At 41.3% G+C, this 21,507-nt stretch carries 17 protein-coding genes and 1 pseudogene; 8 read left to right on the forward strand and 10 right to left on the reverse strand.

Annotated elements, in window-relative coordinates; translation table 11 throughout:
* Positions 1-14 precede the first annotated feature (14 nt).
* The 3 genes from V7K32_RS05860 to V7K32_RS05870 form a co-directional block, all read right to left on the reverse strand.
* Positions 15-575 (reverse strand): shikimate kinase, encoded by a 561-nt coding sequence (locus tag V7K32_RS05860; RefSeq protein WP_334991148.1) that lies wholly within the window; start codon positions 573-575, stop codon positions 15-17.
* 80 nt (positions 576-655) lie between these two features.
* Positions 656-1,084 carry a beta-carboxysome assembly chaperone CcmS gene (ccmS, locus tag V7K32_RS05865; protein WP_334991150.1) on the reverse strand — a complete coding sequence of 143 codons (429 nt, stop codon included), beginning with the start codon at positions 1,082-1,084 and terminating at the stop codon, positions 656-658.
* A 55-nt stretch (positions 1,085-1,139) separates the two neighbouring features.
* Complete coding sequence (locus V7K32_RS05870; RefSeq protein WP_334991152.1) at positions 1,140-2,948, reverse strand: ABC transporter ATP-binding protein; 1,809 nt, start codon at positions 2,946-2,948, stop codon at positions 1,140-1,142.
* A 308-nt stretch (positions 2,949-3,256) separates the two neighbouring features.
* Between V7K32_RS05870 and V7K32_RS05875 the strand changes: the two genes are divergently transcribed.
* Positions 3,257-4,564: an Nramp family divalent metal transporter gene (locus tag V7K32_RS05875; RefSeq protein WP_334991154.1), complete on the forward strand. Its 1,308-nt coding sequence runs from the start codon at positions 3,257-3,259 to the stop codon at positions 4,562-4,564.
* 279 nt (positions 4,565-4,843) lie between these two features.
* On the opposite strand, the gene V7K32_RS05880 is transcribed toward V7K32_RS05875, so the two are convergent.
* The gene (locus V7K32_RS05880) at positions 4,844-4,969 is read right to left on the reverse strand and encodes a hypothetical protein (protein WP_334991156.1); all 126 of its coding nucleotides are present in this window, start codon (positions 4,967-4,969) and stop codon (positions 4,844-4,846) included.
* Between V7K32_RS05880 and rbsK the strand changes: the two genes are divergently transcribed.
* A complete protein-coding gene (gene rbsK, locus V7K32_RS05885; protein WP_334991158.1) occupies positions 4,968-5,906 on the forward strand; it encodes a ribokinase in 939 nt (312 codons plus the stop codon). The genes V7K32_RS05880 and rbsK overlap by 2 nt on opposite strands.
* A 226-nt stretch (positions 5,907-6,132) precedes the next feature.
* Here rbsK and V7K32_RS05890 read toward each other — a convergent pair whose 3' ends face one another.
* Together V7K32_RS05890 and V7K32_RS05895 are read right to left on the reverse strand one after the other, a co-directional pair.
* Positions 6,133-7,308: a hypothetical protein gene (locus tag V7K32_RS05890; protein WP_334991159.1), complete on the reverse strand. Its 1,176-nt coding sequence runs from the start codon at positions 7,306-7,308 to the stop codon at positions 6,133-6,135.
* A 64-nt stretch (positions 7,309-7,372) separates the two neighbouring features.
* Positions 7,373-8,860: a galactose oxidase-like domain-containing protein gene (locus V7K32_RS05895; RefSeq protein WP_334991161.1), complete on the reverse strand. Its 1,488-nt coding sequence runs from the start codon at positions 8,858-8,860 to the stop codon at positions 7,373-7,375.
* Between the two features lie 831 nt (positions 8,861-9,691).
* On the opposite strand from V7K32_RS05895, the gene V7K32_RS05900 reads away from it, so the two are divergent.
* From V7K32_RS05900 to V7K32_RS05915, 4 genes are all read left to right on the forward strand, one after another.
* The gene (locus tag V7K32_RS05900) at positions 9,692-10,750 is read left to right on the forward strand and encodes a glutathione S-transferase family protein (RefSeq protein ID WP_334991163.1); all 1,059 of its coding nucleotides are present in this window, start codon (positions 9,692-9,694) and stop codon (positions 10,748-10,750) included.
* 257 nt (positions 10,751-11,007) lie between these two features.
* Entirely contained in the window at positions 11,008-11,991 is a 984-nt protein-coding gene (locus tag V7K32_RS05905) for a polysaccharide deacetylase family protein (protein ID WP_334991165.1), read from the forward strand.
* Between the two features lie 300 nt (positions 11,992-12,291).
* Positions 12,292-12,528: a hypothetical protein gene (locus tag V7K32_RS05910; RefSeq protein ID WP_334991167.1), complete on the forward strand. Its 237-nt coding sequence runs from the start codon at positions 12,292-12,294 to the stop codon at positions 12,526-12,528.
* 539 nt (positions 12,529-13,067) lie between these two features.
* On the forward strand, positions 13,068-14,666 hold the full coding sequence (locus tag V7K32_RS05915; protein ID WP_334991169.1) for an Hsp70 family protein: 1,599 nt from the start codon (positions 13,068-13,070) through the stop codon (positions 14,664-14,666).
* A 149-nt stretch (positions 14,667-14,815) separates the two neighbouring features.
* Here V7K32_RS05915 and V7K32_RS05920 read toward each other — a convergent pair whose 3' ends face one another.
* From V7K32_RS05920 to V7K32_RS05930, 3 genes are all read right to left on the reverse strand, one after another.
* Entirely contained in the window at positions 14,816-15,382 is a 567-nt protein-coding gene (locus tag V7K32_RS05920; RefSeq protein ID WP_334991171.1) for a Uma2 family endonuclease, read from the reverse strand.
* Positions 15,383-15,500: 118 nt separating this feature from the next.
* Positions 15,501-16,040, reverse strand: coding sequence for a L,D-transpeptidase (locus V7K32_RS05925; RefSeq protein ID WP_334991173.1), 540 nt, complete (start codon positions 16,038-16,040; stop codon positions 15,501-15,503).
* 1,276 nt (positions 16,041-17,316) lie between these two features.
* On the reverse strand, positions 17,317-19,263 hold the full coding sequence (locus V7K32_RS05930) for an amino acid transporter (protein WP_334991175.1): 1,947 nt from the start codon (positions 19,261-19,263) through the stop codon (positions 17,317-17,319).
* A gap of 267 nt (positions 19,264-19,530) precedes the next feature.
* Between V7K32_RS05930 and V7K32_RS05935 the strand changes: the two genes are divergently transcribed.
* Both V7K32_RS05935 and V7K32_RS05940 read left to right on the forward strand, forming a co-directional pair.
* The gene (locus V7K32_RS05935; RefSeq protein WP_334991177.1) at positions 19,531-19,881 is read left to right on the forward strand and encodes a histidine triad nucleotide-binding protein; all 351 of its coding nucleotides are present in this window, start codon (positions 19,531-19,533) and stop codon (positions 19,879-19,881) included.
* 312 nt (positions 19,882-20,193) lie between these two features.
* A pseudogene (locus tag V7K32_RS05940) lies at positions 20,194-20,328 on the forward strand (photosystem II q(b) protein); the annotation flags it as partial.
* Between the two features lie 146 nt (positions 20,329-20,474).
* Here V7K32_RS05940 and V7K32_RS05945 read toward each other — a convergent pair.
* On the reverse strand, positions 20,475-21,338 hold the full coding sequence (locus V7K32_RS05945) for an SHOCT domain-containing protein (protein WP_334991179.1): 864 nt from the start codon (positions 21,336-21,338) through the stop codon (positions 20,475-20,477).
* Positions 21,339-21,507 lie beyond the last annotated feature (169 nt).

Below are 21,507 nucleotides of genomic sequence, written 5' to 3' on the forward strand. Positions count from 1 at the left end.
ACAAGGAATCAGCTTTAAAGTTTTACACTTTTAAGTATCTCGTCTCCTGTTTCTTCAGGTAACTTAGCCTTTGTATAAACAACGAGTTTTGCTAAATCATAATTTGAATGATGCTTAACAAAATGTTCGTTCAAATCAAATCCATTACTGACAATACCACCATTGCGTTCGTTAAGTATTTGGATAGATTCTTCTAAATCTGGAGAGGGAAGAATCAACACAATATTTATATATGGCTCTAAAACTTGTTGCACCCGTCTGAAAAGTTCATCATCTTCATAAACAGAATGGCCTGCGCCAAAATCAATAACACAATTGCTATATTCAGAAAGTACTCTTTCAACCGCGTAGGCTTCAAAGGGTTTCCAATATCGATAAATACCTTGAAGCCCTTCTTTTTCTCTTATTTGCTTTGCCAGGTTTTCATCATAATTTATTTCTTTATAATAATCCAATCGTACATCGTCCATAGAACACTGTGGAATTCCTAGCTTCTCGGCAAGAAGTTTTCCAAGCGTGCTTTTACCTGTACTAATTGGGCCAATGAGAATAATATCTGAAATATTACGACTCATTTTTAAAAGCCTAAAGATGATAAATAACTGCTATACAAATAAATTCTGTCTGCACTACTACTATTGAAGGCTTAGTATATTCATAACTTCAACTCTTCAGTCATCTTTTGTTCCAAAACTTCCAATAACCCATCCACATCCTTCCCAACTTCCTCAAAACAAATCGGTGGCGCTGGTTCCGGTGCAAACTGAACTAACTTAATTTCCCCCTTCCCAATCCCAATCATCACAACTTCCACATCCGGCTTGTGATTCTCCACAATTCCCAAAATTTCCTGAAGTCGATTTTCAACTTGAATATTTAACTTCTCAATCTGCTCTTTCGGACAATAAACAAAATGCGGCGTTGGTTGCAAATCAATACCAACAGTACCTTGACTGTCACCATTTGCTAACCACAATCCCCAAAACAGCGCCGCCAATTCTTGCTGATTTGCTTTGACAAACTTATCCAACTGGCGACGCCACTTATTATCACCTGATTCTGGTTGATTATTGGCAAAAAACATAAATAATTCGTAATTCGTAATTCGTAATTCGTAATTGACAAAGAATGAGTGAGACTCACCTCAAGCCTGATTGTACACGCCAGAGACCGGAATAAATCCCGTCTTTCTCCAACAGTTGCTCATGGGTTCCCGACTCTACTAATTTCCCATGTTCCATGACATAAATGCAATCGGCATTGCGGATTGTGGAAAGACGATGAGCGATCGCAATTGTAGTTCTATCTACTGTAATCCGTTCGAGCGATCGCTGGATTGCTGCTTCTGTCTCATTATCCACTGCCGAGGTAGCCTCATCTAAAATCAGAATCGGGGGATTTTTCAAGACTGCACGGGCGATCGCAATCCGTTGTCTTTGCCCACCAGATAACTTTTGTCCTCTTTCCCCCACAATTGTCTCATAACCTTGGGGCAATTCAATAATAAATTCGTGCGCCTCGGCTATCTTCGCCGCCGTGATAATTTCTTGCTCTGTAGTCTCAAAGCTACCATAAGCAATATTCTCTGCTATGGTGCCATGAAATAGAAAGACATCTTGACTCACCAAACCAATGCAACGGCGTAAATCTTTTAAATTTAAACTTTGCAAATCAATGCCATCGAGAGTAATGCTTCCCGTTTGCACTTCGTATAACCGCAACAAAAGTTTAACTAAAGTGCTTTTACCAGAACCAGTTGAACCGACAATTGCAATGGTTTTCCCCGCCGGAATATCCAAAGACAGATTTTTAATAACTGGAAATCTATCTTTATAGGCAAAATAAACATTTTTAAATTGGACTTCACCGCGCACTTCATTTACAGGTAACGATACATCACCTGTATGAATAGCGATAGGAGTATCCAACAAATTCATGACTCGATTAGTAGAAGCCATTGCTCGTTGATATTGGTCAAAAGTTTCGCCTAATCTAGTTAAAGGCCACAGCAATCGCTGAATTAAAAACACTAATACGCTGTAAGTACCTACAGACATTTTTCCAGAAACTGCTGCCATTCCGCCATATAAAAGTAATGCAGTGAAACCCACCAAAATCAGCATCCGGATTAACGGTACAAAAGCAGCAGAAAGAGTAATTGCTTTAGAGTTACTGCGGCGATAAGCTTCACTATCTAATTCCAAACGAGAGGCTTCATAAGTTTCAGCAGTGAAACTTTTAATAGTAGTAATTCCACTGATATTGTTTGACAAACGCGAATTTAGGAAACCTACCTTTTCGCGGACATCGGCGTAGCGAGGTGCAAGGAGTCGTTGATAAGCAAAGGAACCCCAGAGGATAAATGGCATCGGTGATAAAGCCATCCACGCTACACTAGGAGCCAAAATAAAGAAAGCCGCGCCTATAATTAGAACAGTTGCGGAAACTTGGATAATATCATTCGCTCCTCCATCCAAAAACCGCTCTAATTGGTTAATATCATCACTGAGGATAGACATTAAACCGCCAGTGCTGCGTTCTTCAAAATAAGCCAATTCTAATTCTTGCAAATGTTTGTATGCATCTAAACGCAAGTCATGCTGAATATTTTGAGCCAAATTGCGCCAAAGTCGAGCGTAGGCGTACTCAAAAACAGATTCTAGTATCCAAATGATCACAGTCAGGAAGGAAATAATCAAAAATTGTTGAAAGACATCGCGTACCCCTAACTGAGCAATCATGGAATCCTGCTGCTTAACTACCACATCCACCGCGACGCCAATTAAGCCGGGTGGTGCTAAGTCGAAAAATTTATTGAGGGTAGAATAAGTAGTCGCCAGCCAAATTTGTTTACGATACTGGTGTCCATATTCAAGCAAACGCCAGATAGGATGCGTTGAATGTTTACGCCTTCTTGATATCCGATGAGATTTTAATACAGTAGCCACAGTTTTTTGCTGTTTCTTTTAATATAGCAATAATTACTTTCACTATTAAGAATTTCCAACAAATTAGAAGGAATTGCTGCACCATTACCAGTGGTTCTACTGCAATTCGTTCGGGCGATCGCTCGATTACCGCTTCTATTTTATTATCTATCCTCAAGGTCTTTACTAATGATCCAAAGTACTCTCTAAGTGGGGCAATTGAAATATAACTAACCCAAGCGTATTGATCCTACTCGCCCAAGGTTGATGTTTATTTTATATTTTATAGGATTATGAAAACAATATGAGAATATTTAAGGGCAAAGTAAATGATTCCACCAGAAAACAAACCTAGTTTACCAGAGGTTCACCGCAGTATTAGAGTCCCTAACAGCAGAAGCTTTTGGCGCAAGATGATGGCTTATACAGGGCCAGGGTATCTGGTTTCAGTCGGATACATTGATCCTGGAAATTGGGCAACAGACATCGCTGGGGGGTCAAAATTTGGGTACACTCTATTAACAGTAATCCTGCTGTCGAACCTGATGGCGATATTACTCCAATCACTATGTGTACGTTTGGGTGTTGCAACAGGGCGAGATTTGGCGCAGGCTTGTCGAGACTATTTCAGCCGCAGGGTAAATTTTTGTTTGTGGGTACTATGTGAGATTGCGATCGCAGCTTGTGACTTAGCAGAACTACTAGGAAGTGCGATCGCGCTACAACTTTTATTTGGTATTCCCTTAGTGTGGGGTGTTTGCATCACAGCACTGGATGTTCTGGTATTGTTATTCTTACAACATAAAGGCTTTCGCTATACAGAAGCCCTAGTAATAATGCTGGTAGCAACTGTAGGCATCTGTTTTACAACAGAAGTACTTTTCTCCCGCCCTGATATGGAGGGGATTTTGTTGGGATATGTACCCAAAAGAGAGATTTTACAGAATCCAGAAATGCTCTACATTGCGATCGGCATTTTAGGGGCAACAGTGATGCCTCACAACTTATATTTACACTCCTCAATTGTCCAAACGCGTGATTGGCAACCTAATACTAAAAAAAGATGGGAAGCAATTAAGTTTGGCACAATTGATTCAACTTTTGCTTTGTCATTTGCATTGTTTATCAACTCAGCAATTTTAATTGTGTCTGCTGCAACATTCCATTTTTCTGGTAATCAGAATGTGGCAGAAATTCAAGATGCTTATAAATTACTTTCACCATTGTTAGGAGTTAGTGCTGCTAGTGCTATTTTTGGCATCGCTTTACTTGCTTCTGGGCAAAGTTCAACGCTAACTGCAACTCTCGCAGGACAAATTGTTATGGAAGGCTTTTTGCAATTTCGCTTTCCATCTTGGTTACGCCGTTTAATAACCCGTCTAATTGCCATTATTCCAGCGTTAATTGCAATCATTCTTTTTGGGGAAAAGAGTACAAGCAGCCTCATAGTTCTGAGTCAAGTTATCCTCAGCTTACAGTTACCGTTTGCAGTGATTCCATTGGTGATGTTTACGAGTAATCGCCGTTTGATGGGTGAGTTTGTGAATCCCTTGTGGTTAAAATCTTTAGCTTGGTTAGTTGCGATTGTTATCCTTGGCTTAAATGTTTGGTTGCTATTACAAACTCTTTTGGGATGACTAAGTAAGTCGGTGTGAATAAATCGAACTATATTAAGTAAGTGGGCGCAAATAATCATCACTGGCTCGTAGTTGCGCTAAAGCGCAAGAGGGCGCAACTACGAGCCAAATACAGAGATTTTACTTTTCGTTACATGGTTTGGTTTTATCTTGTCTACCTACTTAAGTAATGTAAAATTATTGTGAATAACTTGGTAGTAAGGACTTTAATCCTTGATTTGAGCGCCCAAGCGCTCACTACAAACCAAGCATTGTTGACTTGTCAGACTACTAGGATTGTCAAATAAAAATCCAGCTATCCGGGATCACTAATATTTTATCTCTACCATTGGTGGAATAACGGTTGCGATCGCTGACTGTAATATTAGGCTGAATCACTTTAATATTAACCAAAATAAGCATCATGAGTATTATCGTCTTCGGCAGCATAAATATAGACTTGGTAGCAACAGCACCCCGCTTACCAGTCGCCGGAGAAACGTTGCTAGGAGAAGAATTTTTTAAAGTTTCGGGAGGTAAAGGAGCCAATCAAGCCGTAGCATTAGCAAAATTGGGAATTCCTACTCAAATAGTGGGGCGTGTAGGTGCAGACGATTTTGGTGGGGAACTTGTCAACAATTTACAAGCATCTGGTGTGCAGATTGACAATATTTTCGTGGATGAGACTGTTAGTTCTGGAGTCGCCATCATCGCCGTAAATCATGCTGGTGAAAATCAAATTATTGTAATTCCTGGTGCAAATGGATGTATCAATCAAGAAGATGTAGAACGATTATCCCATTTATTACCAGAAGCGACAGCACTGCTTTTACAATTAGAAATTCCGATTACTGCCGTGGTTGCAGCAGCTAAAGCAGCAAGAAAAACTAAAATAACGGTAATTCTCGATCCGGCACCGGCACAATCTGACTTGCCAGATGAACTTTACCCGTTAGTAGATATTATTACACCGAATGAAGTTGAAGCAGCGCAGTTAGTGGGTTTTGCTGTGGATGGAGAAGAAGTTGCAGCCAAAGCAGCGGGAGTTTTATTACAACGGGGTGTGAAATGTGCGATCGTCAAACTAGGTGCTAAAGGTGTTTTTTGTGCCACTGCTGAGGAAAAGTTTTTTGTACCTGCGTTTCCAGTTCATGCACTTGACACAGTAGCTGCTGGCGATGCTTTTAATGGCGGCTTGACAGCGGCACTTTTTGAAGGACTTTCTTTACACCAAGCAGTTGTTTGGGGTGCAGCAGCCGGTGCTTTAGCGGCGACAAAACCAGGCGCACAAACTTCGCTACCGGATAGGCTTACATTTGATGCATTTCTTAGGGAAAGGGCAGTGGGGAGTACGCAAACATGAGGGAGAGCATCCCGTCAGGTGCAAAAACCTTGATAGCCCTCATCCCCTAACCCCGAATCCCGTCATCTGGGATTCGGCGAACTAGAAGAATTATGTCTCCCCTCTCCCAAAATTGGGAGAGGGGCTGGGGGTGAGGGAAAAGATTTAAGCCAAAATTGGGATGCTCCCAGATGAGGAATGTCAATCACATTCTTTTGCATCCCCCTTGCCTGTTCTTCAATCCTTTCTACTCACGAGCAAGGGTAATCTGGGCAGCGTCAAAGTCTTGTACCCGAGTCATGTTTCCACTCTTCTTATCTATGCTATACACAGCATTAGGTGTCTCATACCTCATAGCTCCAAATGCTAGGAGTTGACCTGTTGGAGAGAAAACCAAGCTTTGTAAGCCATTATTCCATGCTTTACCATTAAGTTTCAATTGTGCCAGTCTGATCGGACTTTTTTGATTTGAGTCTAGCTGCACCAAAGTTGTATCGCCATTTAATCCAACTAAAGAGGTATAGAGTGTTCCATCTTGGGACTGTGCTAGATTGCTGACTCGCTGATCCGTCGGGAATTTAATCTTACTAATAGAAGTGATCTCTCCTGTTTGAACGTTAATATCTACCAATCTGATCGGTGGTGTACCGTTCTTCTTACCTACTAAACCGATGAGTCGCCCATCAATAGTGCCTAGCAAGCTCCCAAGCTGTTGATTTTGTTTCAGTCCTGAGATTATCAAAGTTTTTACAGGCGTACCCAAAAATGTAATGCGAGTCTGTGTCCCCTGTTTACTACCAGTGATAATAGGAGTAGCGGCTACGACAAGTGTGCCATCGCTTAAACAACTGAAGCCACTCAATGTCTCATTAGTCTCTACTAAAGGTGTAACCTGATCGGGAACTGTGTTATTCCCTGGAGAAGTAAGTCCTGTCAATATATCATCGTTAATTATACCATCCCCTAAAGAAGGGAGGTTATTCAATATATCATCAACCTGTCCTAGAGATGTATTAAGATTGGCAATTGTGCCATCGCTTAAAACAGCGAAGCTACTTAATGTCTCATTAGACTGTACTAAAGCTGTACCGCTCTCGGCAAGTATCTGAGAAACTAGTGGACTTATAAGCTGAACCTTTCCTGTATTTAAGGATTGCAAAATAAGGGAGTCCAAAACAAGTCCTAGCCCTACAGGCTTAATATCTGTGGGTACAATGTTTGCGGTAATGTTATTTAATTCAGTGGTATCTACCTCTGGAATAACGGTTTTGTCAGTGCTGATGATAGAGCCAGAACCTATACCGACAATTTTGAAACTTGGTGTTTGCGCCAAAGTTTTGTTGCTTAGATAACTAAGCCCAGATACTATAGTTCCACCAAGTACCAACTGGCCAAAATGCCGACGTGATAGCTTGTAATTCATATTTCCACTCCTTGAATTAATGACTTTTATTAAGTGACAGTGTATTCAACGTAAACGGGTAAAGTTATGATATTCGCGTCCAGGTTGCTACTGAGGGTGTTCCATTGTTGTCACTAATAAAAAGCATGTACCAGCCTGGTACTATTATGTTTCGATTGGTTGCTAGCGTGACATTGAGAGAATTAGCGTTCCTAGAATTAATCCCCACATCCACTAACCTTTGTTCTGTATCGCAGGAATGAGTGGTTGCCATTGGTTTAATTAGACTAACCCATTTAATATTCCCAGCCTGGGGTGTCTCAATTGTAAATTGGTGTCCGTAGGTCAATACTTGAGGAGCGCTTTGAATAATTGGGCGCGATCGCGACATATACGCAGGAGTGTAGATTTCTAATCGCAGTTCATTAACAGTCCGGCTAGGGTTACCCCCAGCTGTGACTACCCTACCATCTGGTAGGAGCAAGGCTACTGAGTGATATACACGGGGGACATTTTGTTTAGCTACTACTGTCCAGGTATTTGTAGCTGGATTGTAGATTTCTGCTGGCAGCATTGATTGTCTTGCGTCCTCATTAATTTTGCTACCATTACAAACAAACACTGTGCGATCGGGTAACAAAACTGCGCTATGATGCATCCGAGCATAGTTTAAAGGCTTTGCTGCTACATAAGTTGGGTTAGTAGCTTTTAAATCTACAATATTTACCCTGTTTGTTGCCGTACTACCACTACCCCCACCGATAATCATCACTTTTTGGTCTTGTGCAGGTGGTAAAAGCACACTAGTAGCTTGATCTCCGAAGGCTGAGTCTTGCAGCCCTGGTACCACTTTTTCTGTAATGGATTGTGCAAATGTCCGTGGCAGGGTTAGTATAGTTGGTGCTACTCCATTGTTACCGCCCATCTGGGCACCTGAATAAAAAATCTTTCCACTATCGAGTAGAAACAGATTTGCGTATGCCGGGAAGGAACTAGTTTTTGGAAAAGCGTTCCAACCATTTGGAAAGAAATATGAATAAATTTCTGGTTGTTTGTTGAGCTTGCCATCTTTATCGGGCCCTGATATTGCAAAGATCCGACCACTGCCTAGTGTTAACAAAGTAGGATACCACCGACCATTATTCATTGGTAGTATTTTGACCCATTTCTCGCCAATAGGATCAAACAAAAAAGCAGAGGGTGAACCATAAAATGGGTCATAGCGCAAAGTTCCACCCGCAACCAATAACCTACCATCAGGGCGGAAGGACTGACCAGCGCAAAAAACATCAATAGGTTGATTATTACTATCCAATGGAGCCTTTTGCTGATTAAAGGTTCCTTGATTCACATCCCAAACCACGCTGTCATAGGGAGTATTTAAACGACTGGGATCATTACCTGAACCGCAGAAAAACAATATTTTACCAGTACGAAGTAGAGCAGCATGTATAGGTAGGATTGGAGCATTGTAGGACAATACTTGCCATTTGTCTGTGGTAGTAGCCTGAGCAATGAAAGTCCCTAAATCGGTTTCCTCTAGAAGGTTAGGGTTGTTATGAGTTTGAGTCACTTTCTTTACAATTATTCCTACGTAAGTTTTATTTTTTTGTTCTTTGTTTCAGTAACTTATTCCTAAAAATATATCTATACTTTTTTAGGCTTATCTAATATTAAGATGTGATGTTTTTTATAACAAGATCAGGTAAATACCGTTTCCTGATTAGTAATTACGCTGTCGATTCTACCTGCTGTTAAGTATCTAATTAAGCATCATACCGTATTTTGTCGGAAAGGATGAACCATGCTTTCAAATATGACGCATATACCTTTTATGGCTTGTTATTGGGCATTAATGGTTAAAAATTTGTGTTTTTGACTTTCGATTTGCGATTAGGTTAAACACTCAGATGTCGCGCATTGATTTTGCCCAACTAGGGCGCTCATGTTGCCTACCCCACAAGAGTTTTGGTTTGTATAGAATGCAAATGAAAATATTTTTAGGTTATTCTTTCTTGAAAGAATAATTATTAGCTGAAATCTTAATTACATGTATAATACAATACAGATTACATAAAAAATAAAATAAAGAGGATAGGGAGATCCCGATTAAGGCTTTTCCTAAATAAATTGGCAATTTATTACAGGAGATAGATGGACGAATTAAACTGGGGAAAGTAAGTAAGTTTTTTAGGGAGCAATCCTTAGACTCAGTTTTAGATGTGGCGATCGCTTTTGGCTGCGATACCTTCGGTGGGCTTTGCCTACGCAAATTTAAGCCGATTAGCTATGATACAAAGCATAGTAAAGTAAAGTAGTAAAGTTCAGAGTGGGTTGTAAAAAGCGAAACCTACTTAGCAGAAACACTAGTAACGTCAATCGCTCCCAAAGCCAGATTGTCGCCATGAGCAACTCAACTCCAATGAATGACGAGAAAAATCTTTCCAAGAAAAAAGGCAGGACACTCCCTCCTAAGTTGATCATCTGGCTAGGAAAGTTTGTCTGGACGACTATGTGGCAAATGATGATGTCAAAGCTTGCTCCTAGCAATCAGTCGGGAGCTTATATTCGTCCTAATAGCCAGTTTCGCAAGTTCATTGGTACAGAAGAAGGAAATCCACACCCACCAGCAGCAGGGCGCTACAAACTCTATGTTGGGCTGGGCTGTCCTTGGGCGCACCGAACCCTAGTTGTGCGATCGCTGAAAAAACTCGAAGCGGTAATATCAGTATGTATCGTCTCTCCTTCTCCCATTGAAGGCGGTTGGATATTTAACTCAGAAGAAGAAGGTTGTGGCACACTGGCTGAATTTTATCAGTTGGCGGAACCTGGTTACAGTGGACGCTCTACAGTTCCAATTTTATGGGATAATCAAACAAAAACGATCGTCAACAATGAGAGTTCAGAGATTATTGTGATGCTGAACTCTGAGTTTAACGAGTTTGCCAACAATCCCACCCTAAATCTTTACTCAGAAGAACTAAAAGAAAAGATTGACTGGTGGAATGATTTGATTTATCACGCGGTAAATAACGGTGTGTATCGCTGCGGCTTTGCCCAAAGCCAAGAAGCATACAATCAAGCCTGTAATGAACTGTTCGCAACTCTCGATGAGATTGACATTGCATTACAAACTAGTCGATATCTGTGTGGAGATAATCTCACGTTAGCAGATGTGCGTTTATTCACGACGTTATTTCGGTTTGATAGTGCCTACTATGGCTTGTTTAAGTGCAATAGGCAGCGAATTCGAGACTATCAGAACTTGGGAGCTTATTTACGTGATTTATATCAGCTTCCAGGTGTAGCTGACACCTGCGATGTAGAGAGTGTGAAGCGGGACTACTACGGGAACCTATTCCCACTCAATCCGGGCGGGATAATTCCCGATGGGCCTGATATGTCTTATCTTTATCAACCATCTGGGCGCGATCGCATAGGCAAAGTTGCTTATGAGCAGTAATCTGCTTACAAATAGTTAAAAAACTGCTTATACTTCTGGTTTACGTGAGCTACACAGGTAGGGACACGGCACTGCCGTGTCCCTACACGCCGCGATTTTTGTACCGCATCTGAATCGGAACCGCTATATCACATTCCTGTACCACAAAATATACTATTATGTCAACATAAAAATGACGGATGTAGAGACTGGATTGCTAAAGCCCAAACCTAAAATTATATTTACCGCTTAAAATTGTCTAAATACTTGAAATAATAATGAAAATAAAGCAACAAGGAAACAAGCCAATAGCCAGCCTTTCTTTAGACTTGGATAATGTTTGGTCTTTTCTAAAAAATCAGGGCGCTCCGGGTTGGGAGACTTTCCCCTCTTACTTAGATATTGCAGTTCCTCGTTTCTTAGATATTTTTCAGCAATGGGATTTGACAATCACAGTGTTCATTGTGGGTCAGGATGCAGCGCTGGAAAAGAACACCAAGGCATTACAAGCGATCGCCATCGCCGGTCACGAAATTGGCAATCATTCATTTTACCACGATCCTTGGCTACATCTGTATTCAGAGGATGAGATTGAACAAGAGGTGGCCTTAGCCGAACAACATATCAAGCGCGTCACTCATCAACATCCTATCGGCTTCCGGGGACCTGGATACAGTTTTTCTCCTGCGGTATTGAAAGTCTTAGCACGACGGGGATATGAGTATGATGCTTCGACTTTTCCCACATTTTTAGGCCCCATCGCCCGAGCATATTATTTGATGACTTGTAAACTGAGCAAGGAAGAACGCAAGAAACGGGAAGCCCTGTTTGGCGGTTTCAAAGATGGTTTGCAGCCTCTAAAACCTTACCAGTGGAAGATGGGTAAGGATAGACTCACTGAAATTCCTGTTACCACCATGCCAATTTTTAAGGTGCCAATTCACTTCAGTTATATAATGTATCTGAGTACATTTTCTTCGGAAGTGGCTTTACTCTACCTGCGAATTGCCCTATGGCTGTGTAAACTTACGCATGTCCAGCCTTCTTTGCTATTTCATCCTACAGACTTTGTAAGTCAAGAGGATGTGCCAGAGCTATCATTCTTCCCTGGAATGAGCCTTCCCACCTACAAAAAGCTGGCAATAGTGAACAAAAGTTTAGAAATTATATCCAGTCAGTTTAATGTTTTGACTGTTGGACAACACGCCAAATCTGTAGCCGGTGCCCATCAACTGCCTGTATTAGTGCCTCAAAAAAGGTAAAAATATGAGCTATGCGATTGACAAGTGAATTTGTATCCTTAATTACAAATAAAATTAATCGTAAAAAAATAAATTTATGTTTAAAATTGTTGACTATTCCAATGTCTTTATTAAAAACTTCTGGTGATATCCCTTCCCCAGAGGTTATTTTTTAAAATTTCGATGTTTAATCAGATTTTTTAATCGTTGCTAAGTTTTCAATATCAGCAAATTATCTTGAAAACAGCTGACATTTGCTAGCAAGTATGTGTAAAGTAATTGAGAGGGAATCACTATCTCTAATTTTTGACACATCTATCTATGGTTAGAAAAACCCAACGTCTTTTGCTGCTAGTTATTTGCTGTAGTATAACTGGTGTAATTTTAGGAGGTACTGCTGCTTGGGCAGAAAGCAGCCTCTGCTTGCAAGACAGTAAGCTTACAAGTGATTGTCTAACCCAAGATCCGATCCAAAAAACTATCCAAGGAATGAGTACCGGATTGTTAGCTGGGGCTGGGGCTGCTTTCGGTGCAGCATGGCAGTTACGGCATGAATAATTGAGTTAGGAGTTAAGGATAGCCCTATCAAGATAGTGGTAGCCATGCCAAAACCATTAGATTTGAGGTTAAATCATTTCTTGCTCCGGCGTAACCCACCGTAGGCATCGCCTCTATGATATAAAAGTTTTTGGTACATACCTCGCTCCTTGTGGACGAAAAAAACTAATGATTAAGACTAATTTAAACCACGTCCCTTGTGGGCGTGGTATCTCCTCGACTAAGGGACTTATAAATAAAAAAATGTTCCAAAACTGAGGCAAAAACTCTTTCTATTTTTCCTATGTTTGTGTTCTCCCGAAGTTTGCTCAACGCTCTTAACCCGCGCACGCAACTTCTCTCTGTGTCTGGGGTGGTTCGTTTATTATCAATTGCATTGTTGATGAATTATAGAGTTACATTAAATTATAAAAATCTTGCTAAACTTATCTATAATTCTCTACGGTAGATAAGTTAATGTCGAAAGTTGCAGAATTTGGGGAGAATAATCAGAGATAAAGCAGCTTTGGCCTCTTCATGCGAGATAATAAATATAAGATATGGCGATCGCAATCGATTTTGGTACTAGCAACACAGTCATTGCTCGTTGGAACCCTGTAACCCAACAGTCAGAAACCCTGAATCTACCAGGTTTATCAATTAAACAAAGTCTCAATCCGCCACTGATTCCCAGTTTGGTTTATGTCGAAAACGCAACAAAAAATCAAGTCTTAGTCGGGCAACAAGTACGCGATCGCGGTCTTGACCTCAAGGGCGACACTAGATTTTTCCGCAGCTTCAAACGCGGTATCGGTGCAGATATCCAAGGTTTCTTACCCGAATTAGATGGGCAACTTGTCACCTTTGAACAAGTAGGGGAATGGTTCCTCACCAAAGTAATTGAAGAACTAGCACCCCTGCAAGGTGGGTTAGATTCTCTAGTTTTAACCGTACCCGTAGACAGTTTTGAAGCTTATCGTCACTGGTTGGGGACAGTTTGTCAAGCCCTCCCCGTCGAGCAAGTGCGGATGTTGGATGAACCCACAGCCGCCGCTTTGGGTTATGGCTTGGCAGATCAAGAAATTCTCTTGGTGATTGACTTTGGCGGCGGCACTTTGGATTTATCGCTTGTCAGGTTGGATCGAGGCGTGCAAACAACTACAAAACCGCTCGGATTTATCCTCAAGTGGGGTAATAAGTCTCTGGCTGAAGATTCAAAACAAAAAGTTAAAACAGCCCGTGTATTGGCGAAAGCTGGGCAAAATTTGGGCGGTACTGATATTGATAATTGGTTGGTAGATTACTTTGCCAAAACTCAAGAACTGGCGATAAGTCCGTTGACAACAAGATTGGCAGAACGGGTAAAAATTCAGCTATCAACTCAAAACCAAGCTAGTGAAGTTTATTTTGACGATGAGACTTATGAAAGCTATGAACTGGAACTAAACCGGGACACTTTTGAAAATATCCTCAAAGAACACGCATTTTTTGAATTACTAGATGAGTCGATGACGACGCTGTTGCAGCAAGCAAGACGCCAAGGAATAGAACTTCCAGATATTAATGCAGTTTTATTAGTTGGTGGGACAGTGCAATTACCAGCAGTGCAGACATGGATAAAACAGTATTTTGAGCCAGAAAAAATCCGTTGCGAACGTCCCTTTGAAGCGATCGCTCAAGGTGCATTACAGTTAGCACAAGGTGTGCAAATCAAAGACTTTCTCTACCATAGTTATGGTATCCGCTACTGGGATCGTCGCAATCAGCGTCACAAATGGCATTCTTTAATTAAAGCTGGACAGGCATACCCGATGAGTCAACCAGTGGAATTAGTCTTAGGCGCTTCTGTAGAAAATCAGCCCAGCATTGAACTAATTATGGGAGAATTGGGAGCAGATACGGGTAGTACTGAAGTTTATTTTGATGGCGATCGCTTGATTACTCGCCGGATGGACAATAGTGAAACCACTGTAAAACCCCTCAACGATCAAGAAGGCGCCAGGACAATTGCCCAATTGACACCACCAGGATATCCTGGAAGCGATCGCATAAAAATTCTCTTTCAAGTTGATGAGCAACGCTTTTTGCGAATCACCGTTGAAGACTTGTTAACAAATGATACGCTGTTGGAAAATCAATTAGTGGCACAATTGAGTTAGAGGTTATTTTAAACTTGAGCGATCGCCAAAACTACACCGTAATTCGGGAAATGCATAGGCAATTTTCTGATTCTCCGTGACCTCATTAACAACAGGCCACTTTAGCAAAACGATCGCTTTCATTGCCGCAGACTAAATTAATTCTTTTGTTAGCTATTTTCCATTTTCAGCCAACTAAAAACCTGCTCTACTGTTAATTCTAGGTCAATCTCCTCTAAAACTTCTAGGCGATCGCTCTTTTGCAACAACTTTGGTTGTTCACCCGCACGGAAAACCAAAATTGAGCGATCCGTTGGATCAATTAACCATCCTAATCGGCAACCATGCTGTAAGCAATAAAGGATGTTGCCAATTACTCGGTTTGAACTTTGTTCTGGAGAGAGGATTTCAATTGTCCAATCTGGCCACAGCAAAAAATCGTTAGGAACTTCCCCATCAGCATCAAATGGAATTCGTAACCAATTAAAAACCGCTACATCAGGCACAATTGAGCGGATACCAAAACTACAGCGCAACTCTGGGAATGCATAAGCAATTTTTTGGCTTTCTGCTACTTCGTTAATTCTATTGCAGAGTCTCAGCTGCAATCGACTATGCTTCCCTTTTGGCATTGGCTTAGGAATAATCTCACCGTTTATATATTCACTCGCAGGCTTTGTTTCTGGGAGCTTCAGAAACTCCTCCAGGGTAAATAGTTGAGTAGTTGAGTAGCTCATAGCTCCTAAATCCCTCGAAGATGTGTTTTTAGTCTAGCAGTATGTATAGACAGGTGCTTAACTCCGTGAACGCACCCGTCCATACATCAAAGGCAGAATTGCAACTCTTAATTACGAATTATTTCTGCACCACTACCAAAGTTCCTGTTGAAGCCCAGTTGTAAAGATTGCGAGCTTGCTTAACAGGTAAATTTACGCAACCGTGGCTAACTGGAGTCCCAAACCGATTATGCCAGTAAGCACCGTGGATGGCATAGCCTCTGTAGAAATACATTGTGTAAGGAACATCAGGAATATTGTAATCCCTGCCTCGCATCCGGTGAGTGCGATACTTAGAATTAATCCGAAATCTACCTATGGGTGTGGGGGTTGATCGCTTGCCTCCAGAGATGCGGTATGAATAAACAAGTCTTTTACCTTCCCATGCACGTAAGCGTTGCTCTGACAAGTCAATTTCAATCCAGCGAGGTTGGGATGTTTGCCTGATATTAGATGCAGTGATGCTGTTTTCATCCACTGACGCGGCTGTTGCTATAGTAAAGTTGGGTGTACCTGCTAAAGGTGATGACCAAGAAAATAGAGTTGCCACCATCAGCGCCACGCCTGTACAAAAATTTCCTGAAGAACGAATTCTACCACTGCGAATCCAATATTGCATTATGCCTCACCTTTTAAACTACGTAAAAATTATGAAGTGAAGTAATTTTCTGGAAAACTACAAATTTCCAGATAGACTACTCGCTTCCTGTTGAGGATTTACGCAATTCATCCGCTAACAATACTGCGTAGGTTAAAAAAATTTGTAGGTTGGGTTGAACTTAAGTGTTACCCAACAAATCCCTAAAAATGTTGGGTTTCGTTCCTCAAACCAACCTACATTGGAGTTATTTTTTAGGCAAAACCTACGCAGTATTGCATCCGCTAATGCTTCTTAAAACAAGTCCTAATACCAATTCTGTATGAAGATGCGCCAAAATATATAAGGAACGAACCACAAAGGGTGCATAGACACGAAGTGGCTTCCCGAAGGGTAGGACACAAAGAAACAAAGAAAGAAGAAGCTAAGAAAATTTGGCGCAGCCTCACAAAGAAATGGTATAAGCTAATCTGCATTCAATTTGCACATTTGTCATTTGTCCTTAACTAAGTAAGTGGGCGCAAATAATCATCACTGGCTCGTAGTTGCGCTTTAGCGAAGACAGCGCAACTACGAGCAAAATACAGAGATTTTACTTTTCGGTACATAGTTTGGTTTTATCTTGCCTACCTACTTAAATGATCAGTTCTAAGGGACTTCCAAGAAATAAATTATTCCAATAAACGAACCTTATTAGACACAGAGAACGCAGAGAGAAGAAATAGAGAGAGTTTTTGCGTCCGTTTTGGAACATTTTTTTATTTGGAAGTCCCTAACTAATGACCAATGACCAATGACCAATGACCAATGACCAATGACCAATGACCAATTAGAAAGGACCAATGACCAATTAGAAAGGACACCTTCAGAAAAAATCTGTCATTTAAATGCTTAAATACAAACTTTCCCCAAATTTATATTTGCATTTTTAATTTCACACAGTAATTGTCAGGATTTACGCTTATTCTTTTGGGCAAATCGTTAGATGCCCTCTTCTGTATTTTATTTCAAATTCAGTAATTCCAACTCCGAACATTCGCAGCATAAAATATTGCTGCGAATCACTCAATTGTCTTGATTTCTTGTTATTAATGATTTTCGGTTATTGGATCAGCCAGTATATCTGGAAATAAATCGACGACAATTCAAATGTAAAATATTTCAGAAGGCAAAAGGGAACCCACGTTTAAAAACGTGGGATTCACTATAGCCCAATTCAGATAACACAAATACTCATAGGTACACGATAATGCCATGTACCTAGCCAAGACTCAAATGAGAATCGCTATAAATTTTCTCATCCGCCAACATGAACGCCAGGACGCTTATGGGGATTCTTTTCAGCCCGACGGAGTACTTCACGGGTGACTACAGCAATATCACCTTCCCCAAACAAGATAAAACGCAGTAAATATTGTATGGGGTTGCCCTCAACCCAGCCGAAGTAAGCATGGGGAATCTTACCTGTTTGGTCACGAATATAGAGTAGTAAAGCTGCGATCGCATTAGGTACTGCTGCACTCTCAGCCCGGAGGATGCGGTAATCACCAACTTGTACCCCTCTTACTTTGATCACATCCGCAAATTCCGAAGCATCTGATACCCGAATCTCTAGAAAAAGAATTGGATCGTTGGGTGGAATATGGTTGTCCTCGCGTACTTCTTTCTCTTTGAGAGAATACTCTAGGACATCACCCGTATTCAACCTATTAGCAATTAGCCGTATTGCTCCCTGGCTCTCTTCGGCAAGGAATTGGCTAGCAAGTTCGTCAACTTCGATCCGCTCTGTTCGCAGTTCAGTTGAACGCCAAACACGAGAAACCAGCGAGGTAAAAATGATCGCACTGATGAAAAAACCAGCGATTCTAATGCCTTCTGGTCTTTCGATGATATTAACAACAGTGGTATATAAAAATAACAGTGTGATAATTGCAAATACCAGTCTTGCCCGCTTCTGTCTGTGACGGTGGGCTGATAAGGTTACGGCAAAGGCGGCTGAGGTAATTAACACAAGCACACCAGTTGCATAAGCCCCACCTTGGGCTTCCACATTAGCTCTGAAGATAATTGTGACAACAAAGGCGATCGCTGTGTAGACTAACACTAAAGGTCGCGTTGCTCTTGCCCAATTGGGTGCCATGCCATAGCGTGGTAGGTAGCGAGGCACAATATTCAGCAACCCTGCCATTGCAGATGCACCTGCAAACCACAAAATAGAAATAGTACTTAAATCGTAAATTGTGCCAATGCCATCGCCTAGATACAGATGTGCCAAGTAGGCTAGGGCCCGTCCATTAGCTTTACCCCCAGAGACAAATTCTCCGGCTGGAATCAATAAAGTGGTGATAAAGCTGGTGGTAAGCAAAAAGAAGCTCATAATCAGAGCAGCACTGGTGAGCAGCTTGCGTGTATTCTGAATCCGCCCTTTGGGCTGGTCGGGAGTGTTATTGTTGCTACCTTTGACCAGGGGCATAACGGTTACGCCAGTCTCAAACCCTGATAATCCCAGGGCTAGCTTAGGGAATATCAAAAGAGCTATGCCAAGTAATATTAAAGGGTTGGAATCGCGGGCAAAAAGTGCAGTCTGCCAGTTTGCGATCGCTTCTGGGTGAGTTAAAATCTGATACAAGCCCAGGCCAACGAGAATAAAGTTTAGCAGCAGATAAACTCCCACCAAAAAGACTGCAATACCAATCGCTTCTTTGAAACCTTTCAAGAAAACTGCGCCTAGTAATACAACTAATATCAGGGTGATAGCGATCGTCTGATTGTGAAGCCAATGTGGGATAAGCGGATTTTCGATGATATGGGCTGTAGCATCAGCAGCTGACAGGGTAATGGTAATAATAAAGTCAGTTGCCACAAATCCGAGTAGGCATAGCACAAGTAATTTGCCTTGCCACCAGGGGAGCAAACGCTCTAACATTGCGATCGACCCTTCACCATGAGGGCTTTCGGCAGCAACGCGCCGATAGATTGGCAATGCTCCAAAGAGCGTCAGCAAAACTAGAATCAGGGTAGCTATAGGAGAAAGAGCGCCAGCCGCCAGTGCTGCAATCCCAGGTTGATAGCCAAGGGTCGAGAAATAATCTACACCAGTTAAGCACATCACCTGCCACCAAGGATGCTGGCGATGTGGTTCTTCTTTCCGGTAAGGCCCTTTTTTCTCTCGTCGATCTTCTTCAAGCAACCAGTGGATTAACTGGCTACCGAGCCGGTTTGTTGAAACAATTGATTTAGCCATCAAATACGGTTGTGTTGCAATCGGCTTTGTGATTTTTAAGCCTTTGTGGTTTATTAAAATTTCAACTACAAAGATATAGCAATATTATTGTATGTTTTGCATCCTGTCCGAATGGCAAAATATATCGTAGCTGTTGGCAGTAGTCTCGCCTATCAAAATAAATTGCAGCTTGTAGTATATAAAAAAATTCCGTAGCCGTATATTTTGGGATTAAAGCTTTTGCACCTTCAAGGTTAAAATCTCTAGCAGATGAGTAGGTAGATTGGTATGAGTGAAACTACAGAAACGATTTTCAGCAAAATCATTCGTCGGGAAATCCCCGTTGATATTGTTTATGAGGATAATTTAGCCTTAGCATTCAAGGACATCCACCCGCAAGCGCCTGTTCACATCCTCGTCATTCCCAAAAAACCCCTTCCCACACTAGCTGATGCTGAATCTCAGGATCATGCTTTGTTGGGGCATCTTTTGTTAACCGCCAAACGTGTTGCAAAAGAAGCTGGACTGGAAAACGGTTATCGAGTTGTCATCAACACTGGTGATGATGGTGGCCAGACAGTCCACCACTTACATCTGCATATTTTAGGAGGACGCCAATTGAACTGGCCGCCTGGTTGATAAAACCATAAAACCGGATGAATTGTGTCTCTAGACGCGATTCATCACTAAAAAAATCACTGTGATAATCAATACCTATATATAAGATTTCTTTACAAATCTCAATTTTGCTTCTAACCGACTTTCCGCACTTCATCGTGTAATATGCGTAGATTTCCCATAGGTGGAAAAAAATGGTTAAATCAACAACATAAATCGCCAATGGTATTCAATATTAATACTTAATAATTTGAACATTATTAGGAATTTTTATTGAAAAGATAGATAATACATTTTGAAGTGCGGAATGTGGGTTCTAAATATAGTGAACATTGGGCAGATGTAAGTAGGTGGGCTAACCTGGGTATGGAAGTAATGTACGATCACAATGCTCACAACTTCCCCCTAGATTTGGCTGCTGGTGATGTTGATCTTGTTGCTCTTACCGCTTCTCCTATCAACCGTTAATTGGGAAGTTTAGCTAAATCAAAAAGCGCTCTCCCAGATTGGAAGGGCGCTTTGATTTTTAGATGTATCAAAAACAGAAACGGCTTATAGTTCAATATTGAGAAGAATGGACAATCAAAGTCGCAATTTATCTTGAATGCTGGTTTTTAGACAAGCAGAGCTAGCTTTTTCTTGTCAAACTCTTCACGAGTAATGATTCCAGCATCTCTAGCATTTTCAAGCTGCTTGATTTTACCTCCAAGTTCAGATTCTCTCTGAATGGTTGCCTTCTTGCTCTCGTACTCCTCTTGTGTAATAATTGCCGCAGCCAGAGCAGCATTGAGTTTAGAAATCTGGACATCTAATTCCGAATTAGAAGGCTCTCGCATGAATTCAGCCTTCTTCATTTCAAATTCACCTTGGGTTAAAATTCCTGCATCAAGCAAGCTCTTAAGTTTTATCAGCTTTCCTTCAGTCTCGGCATTTTGGTAAGTAACCCGCATTTGACCTTCAATTTCTAGCTTCTTAGCATTGTATGCAACCTCATCAATAAAACCTTGATCGTAAGCATTTCTAAGCTGCTTAAGTTTCTCTTCTAAGGTGTTTTTAGTCTTCACGACAACTAACTCTTGAACAGACTTAGCTTTTTCGCCAAACATAACCTTCTGGTCAATAAAATTCCACAAATCACCCTCAATCTTCTTTGACCAGCCTGCGGCAAGACCACTAACAAGCAGAGTGACACCACCCGTCAAGACCGCCGCAACACCACCAGCAGCCAAATTCGATGCCCATTCTCCAGTGCTAAGTTCCACAGAAAAATCTTTCGGTTGTCCTTGAATCAGAACGTTGAATGCTCTAGATGCACCAACTGCTTTCCGCCACATCTCAGTTTTTGCAGCTTGCAAGAACCAAGTTTTATCTGTTTTATTGGTCTGTATCTCATAGCCTTGTCCACTAAACCAGGTTTCAATATCTTTTAATAAAGCATCCAGATCGCGGTCTTTATCTTGGTAGGTCTTCTTAGTCATAAGTATGTTCTTTCTCAATTATTACTGTCTAGCCAAACATTTTTCAGGCTATCTTGCTTATGATTCCCTACGTTTACAGGACTTACGCAACTGGCACAAAATATGGTCAGTGCTTTGCCCTGCCACGCAAATTTAAATTAGACCAAACACATATGAATGTCTGGACGTT

This window comes from Nostoc sp., from assembly GCF_036917635.1.
Classification (GTDB): domain Bacteria; phylum Cyanobacteriota; class Cyanobacteriia; order Cyanobacteriales; family Nostocaceae; genus Nostoc.

What these genes read in the sequence shown, in the direction of transcription:
- V7K32_RS05860 (WP_334991148.1), bottom strand. Translation starts at nt 575, where the DNA reads ATGAGTCGTAATATTTCAGATATTATTCTCATTGGCCCAATTAGTACA.
- ccmS (WP_334991150.1), bottom strand. Translation starts at nt 1,084, where the DNA reads ATGTTTTTTGCCAATAATCAACCAGAATCAGGTGATAATAAGTGGCGT.
- V7K32_RS05875 (WP_334991154.1), top strand. Translation starts at nt 3,257, where the DNA reads ATGATTCCACCAGAAAACAAACCTAGTTTACCAGAGGTTCACCGCAGT.
- rbsK (WP_334991158.1), top strand. Translation starts at nt 4,968, where the DNA reads ATGAGTATTATCGTCTTCGGCAGCATAAATATAGACTTGGTAGCAACA.
- V7K32_RS05880 (WP_334991156.1), bottom strand. Translation starts at nt 4,969, where the DNA reads ATGATGCTTATTTTGGTTAATATTAAAGTGATTCAGCCTAATATTACA.
- V7K32_RS05890 (WP_334991159.1), bottom strand. Translation starts at nt 7,308, where the DNA reads ATGAATTACAAGCTATCACGTCGGCATTTTGGCCAGTTGGTACTTGGT.
- V7K32_RS05900 (WP_334991163.1), top strand. Translation starts at nt 9,692, where the DNA reads ATGAGCAACTCAACTCCAATGAATGACGAGAAAAATCTTTCCAAGAAA.
- V7K32_RS05905 (WP_334991165.1), top strand. Translation starts at nt 11,008, where the DNA reads ATGAAAATAAAGCAACAAGGAAACAAGCCAATAGCCAGCCTTTCTTTA.
- V7K32_RS05910 (WP_334991167.1), top strand. Translation starts at nt 12,292, where the DNA reads ATGGTTAGAAAAACCCAACGTCTTTTGCTGCTAGTTATTTGCTGTAGT.
- V7K32_RS05915 (WP_334991169.1), top strand. Translation starts at nt 13,068, where the DNA reads ATGGCGATCGCAATCGATTTTGGTACTAGCAACACAGTCATTGCTCGT.
- V7K32_RS05920 (WP_334991171.1), bottom strand. Translation starts at nt 15,382, where the DNA reads ATGAGCTACTCAACTACTCAACTATTTACCCTGGAGGAGTTTCTGAAG.
- V7K32_RS05925 (WP_334991173.1), bottom strand. Translation starts at nt 16,040, where the DNA reads ATGCAATATTGGATTCGCAGTGGTAGAATTCGTTCTTCAGGAAATTTT.
- V7K32_RS05930 (WP_334991175.1), bottom strand. Translation starts at nt 19,263, where the DNA reads ATGGCTAAATCAATTGTTTCAACAAACCGGCTCGGTAGCCAGTTAATC.
- V7K32_RS05935 (WP_334991177.1), top strand. Translation starts at nt 19,531, where the DNA reads ATGAGTGAAACTACAGAAACGATTTTCAGCAAAATCATTCGTCGGGAA.
- V7K32_RS05945 (WP_334991179.1), bottom strand. Translation starts at nt 21,338, where the DNA reads ATGACTAAGAAGACCTACCAAGATAAAGACCGCGATCTGGATGCTTTA.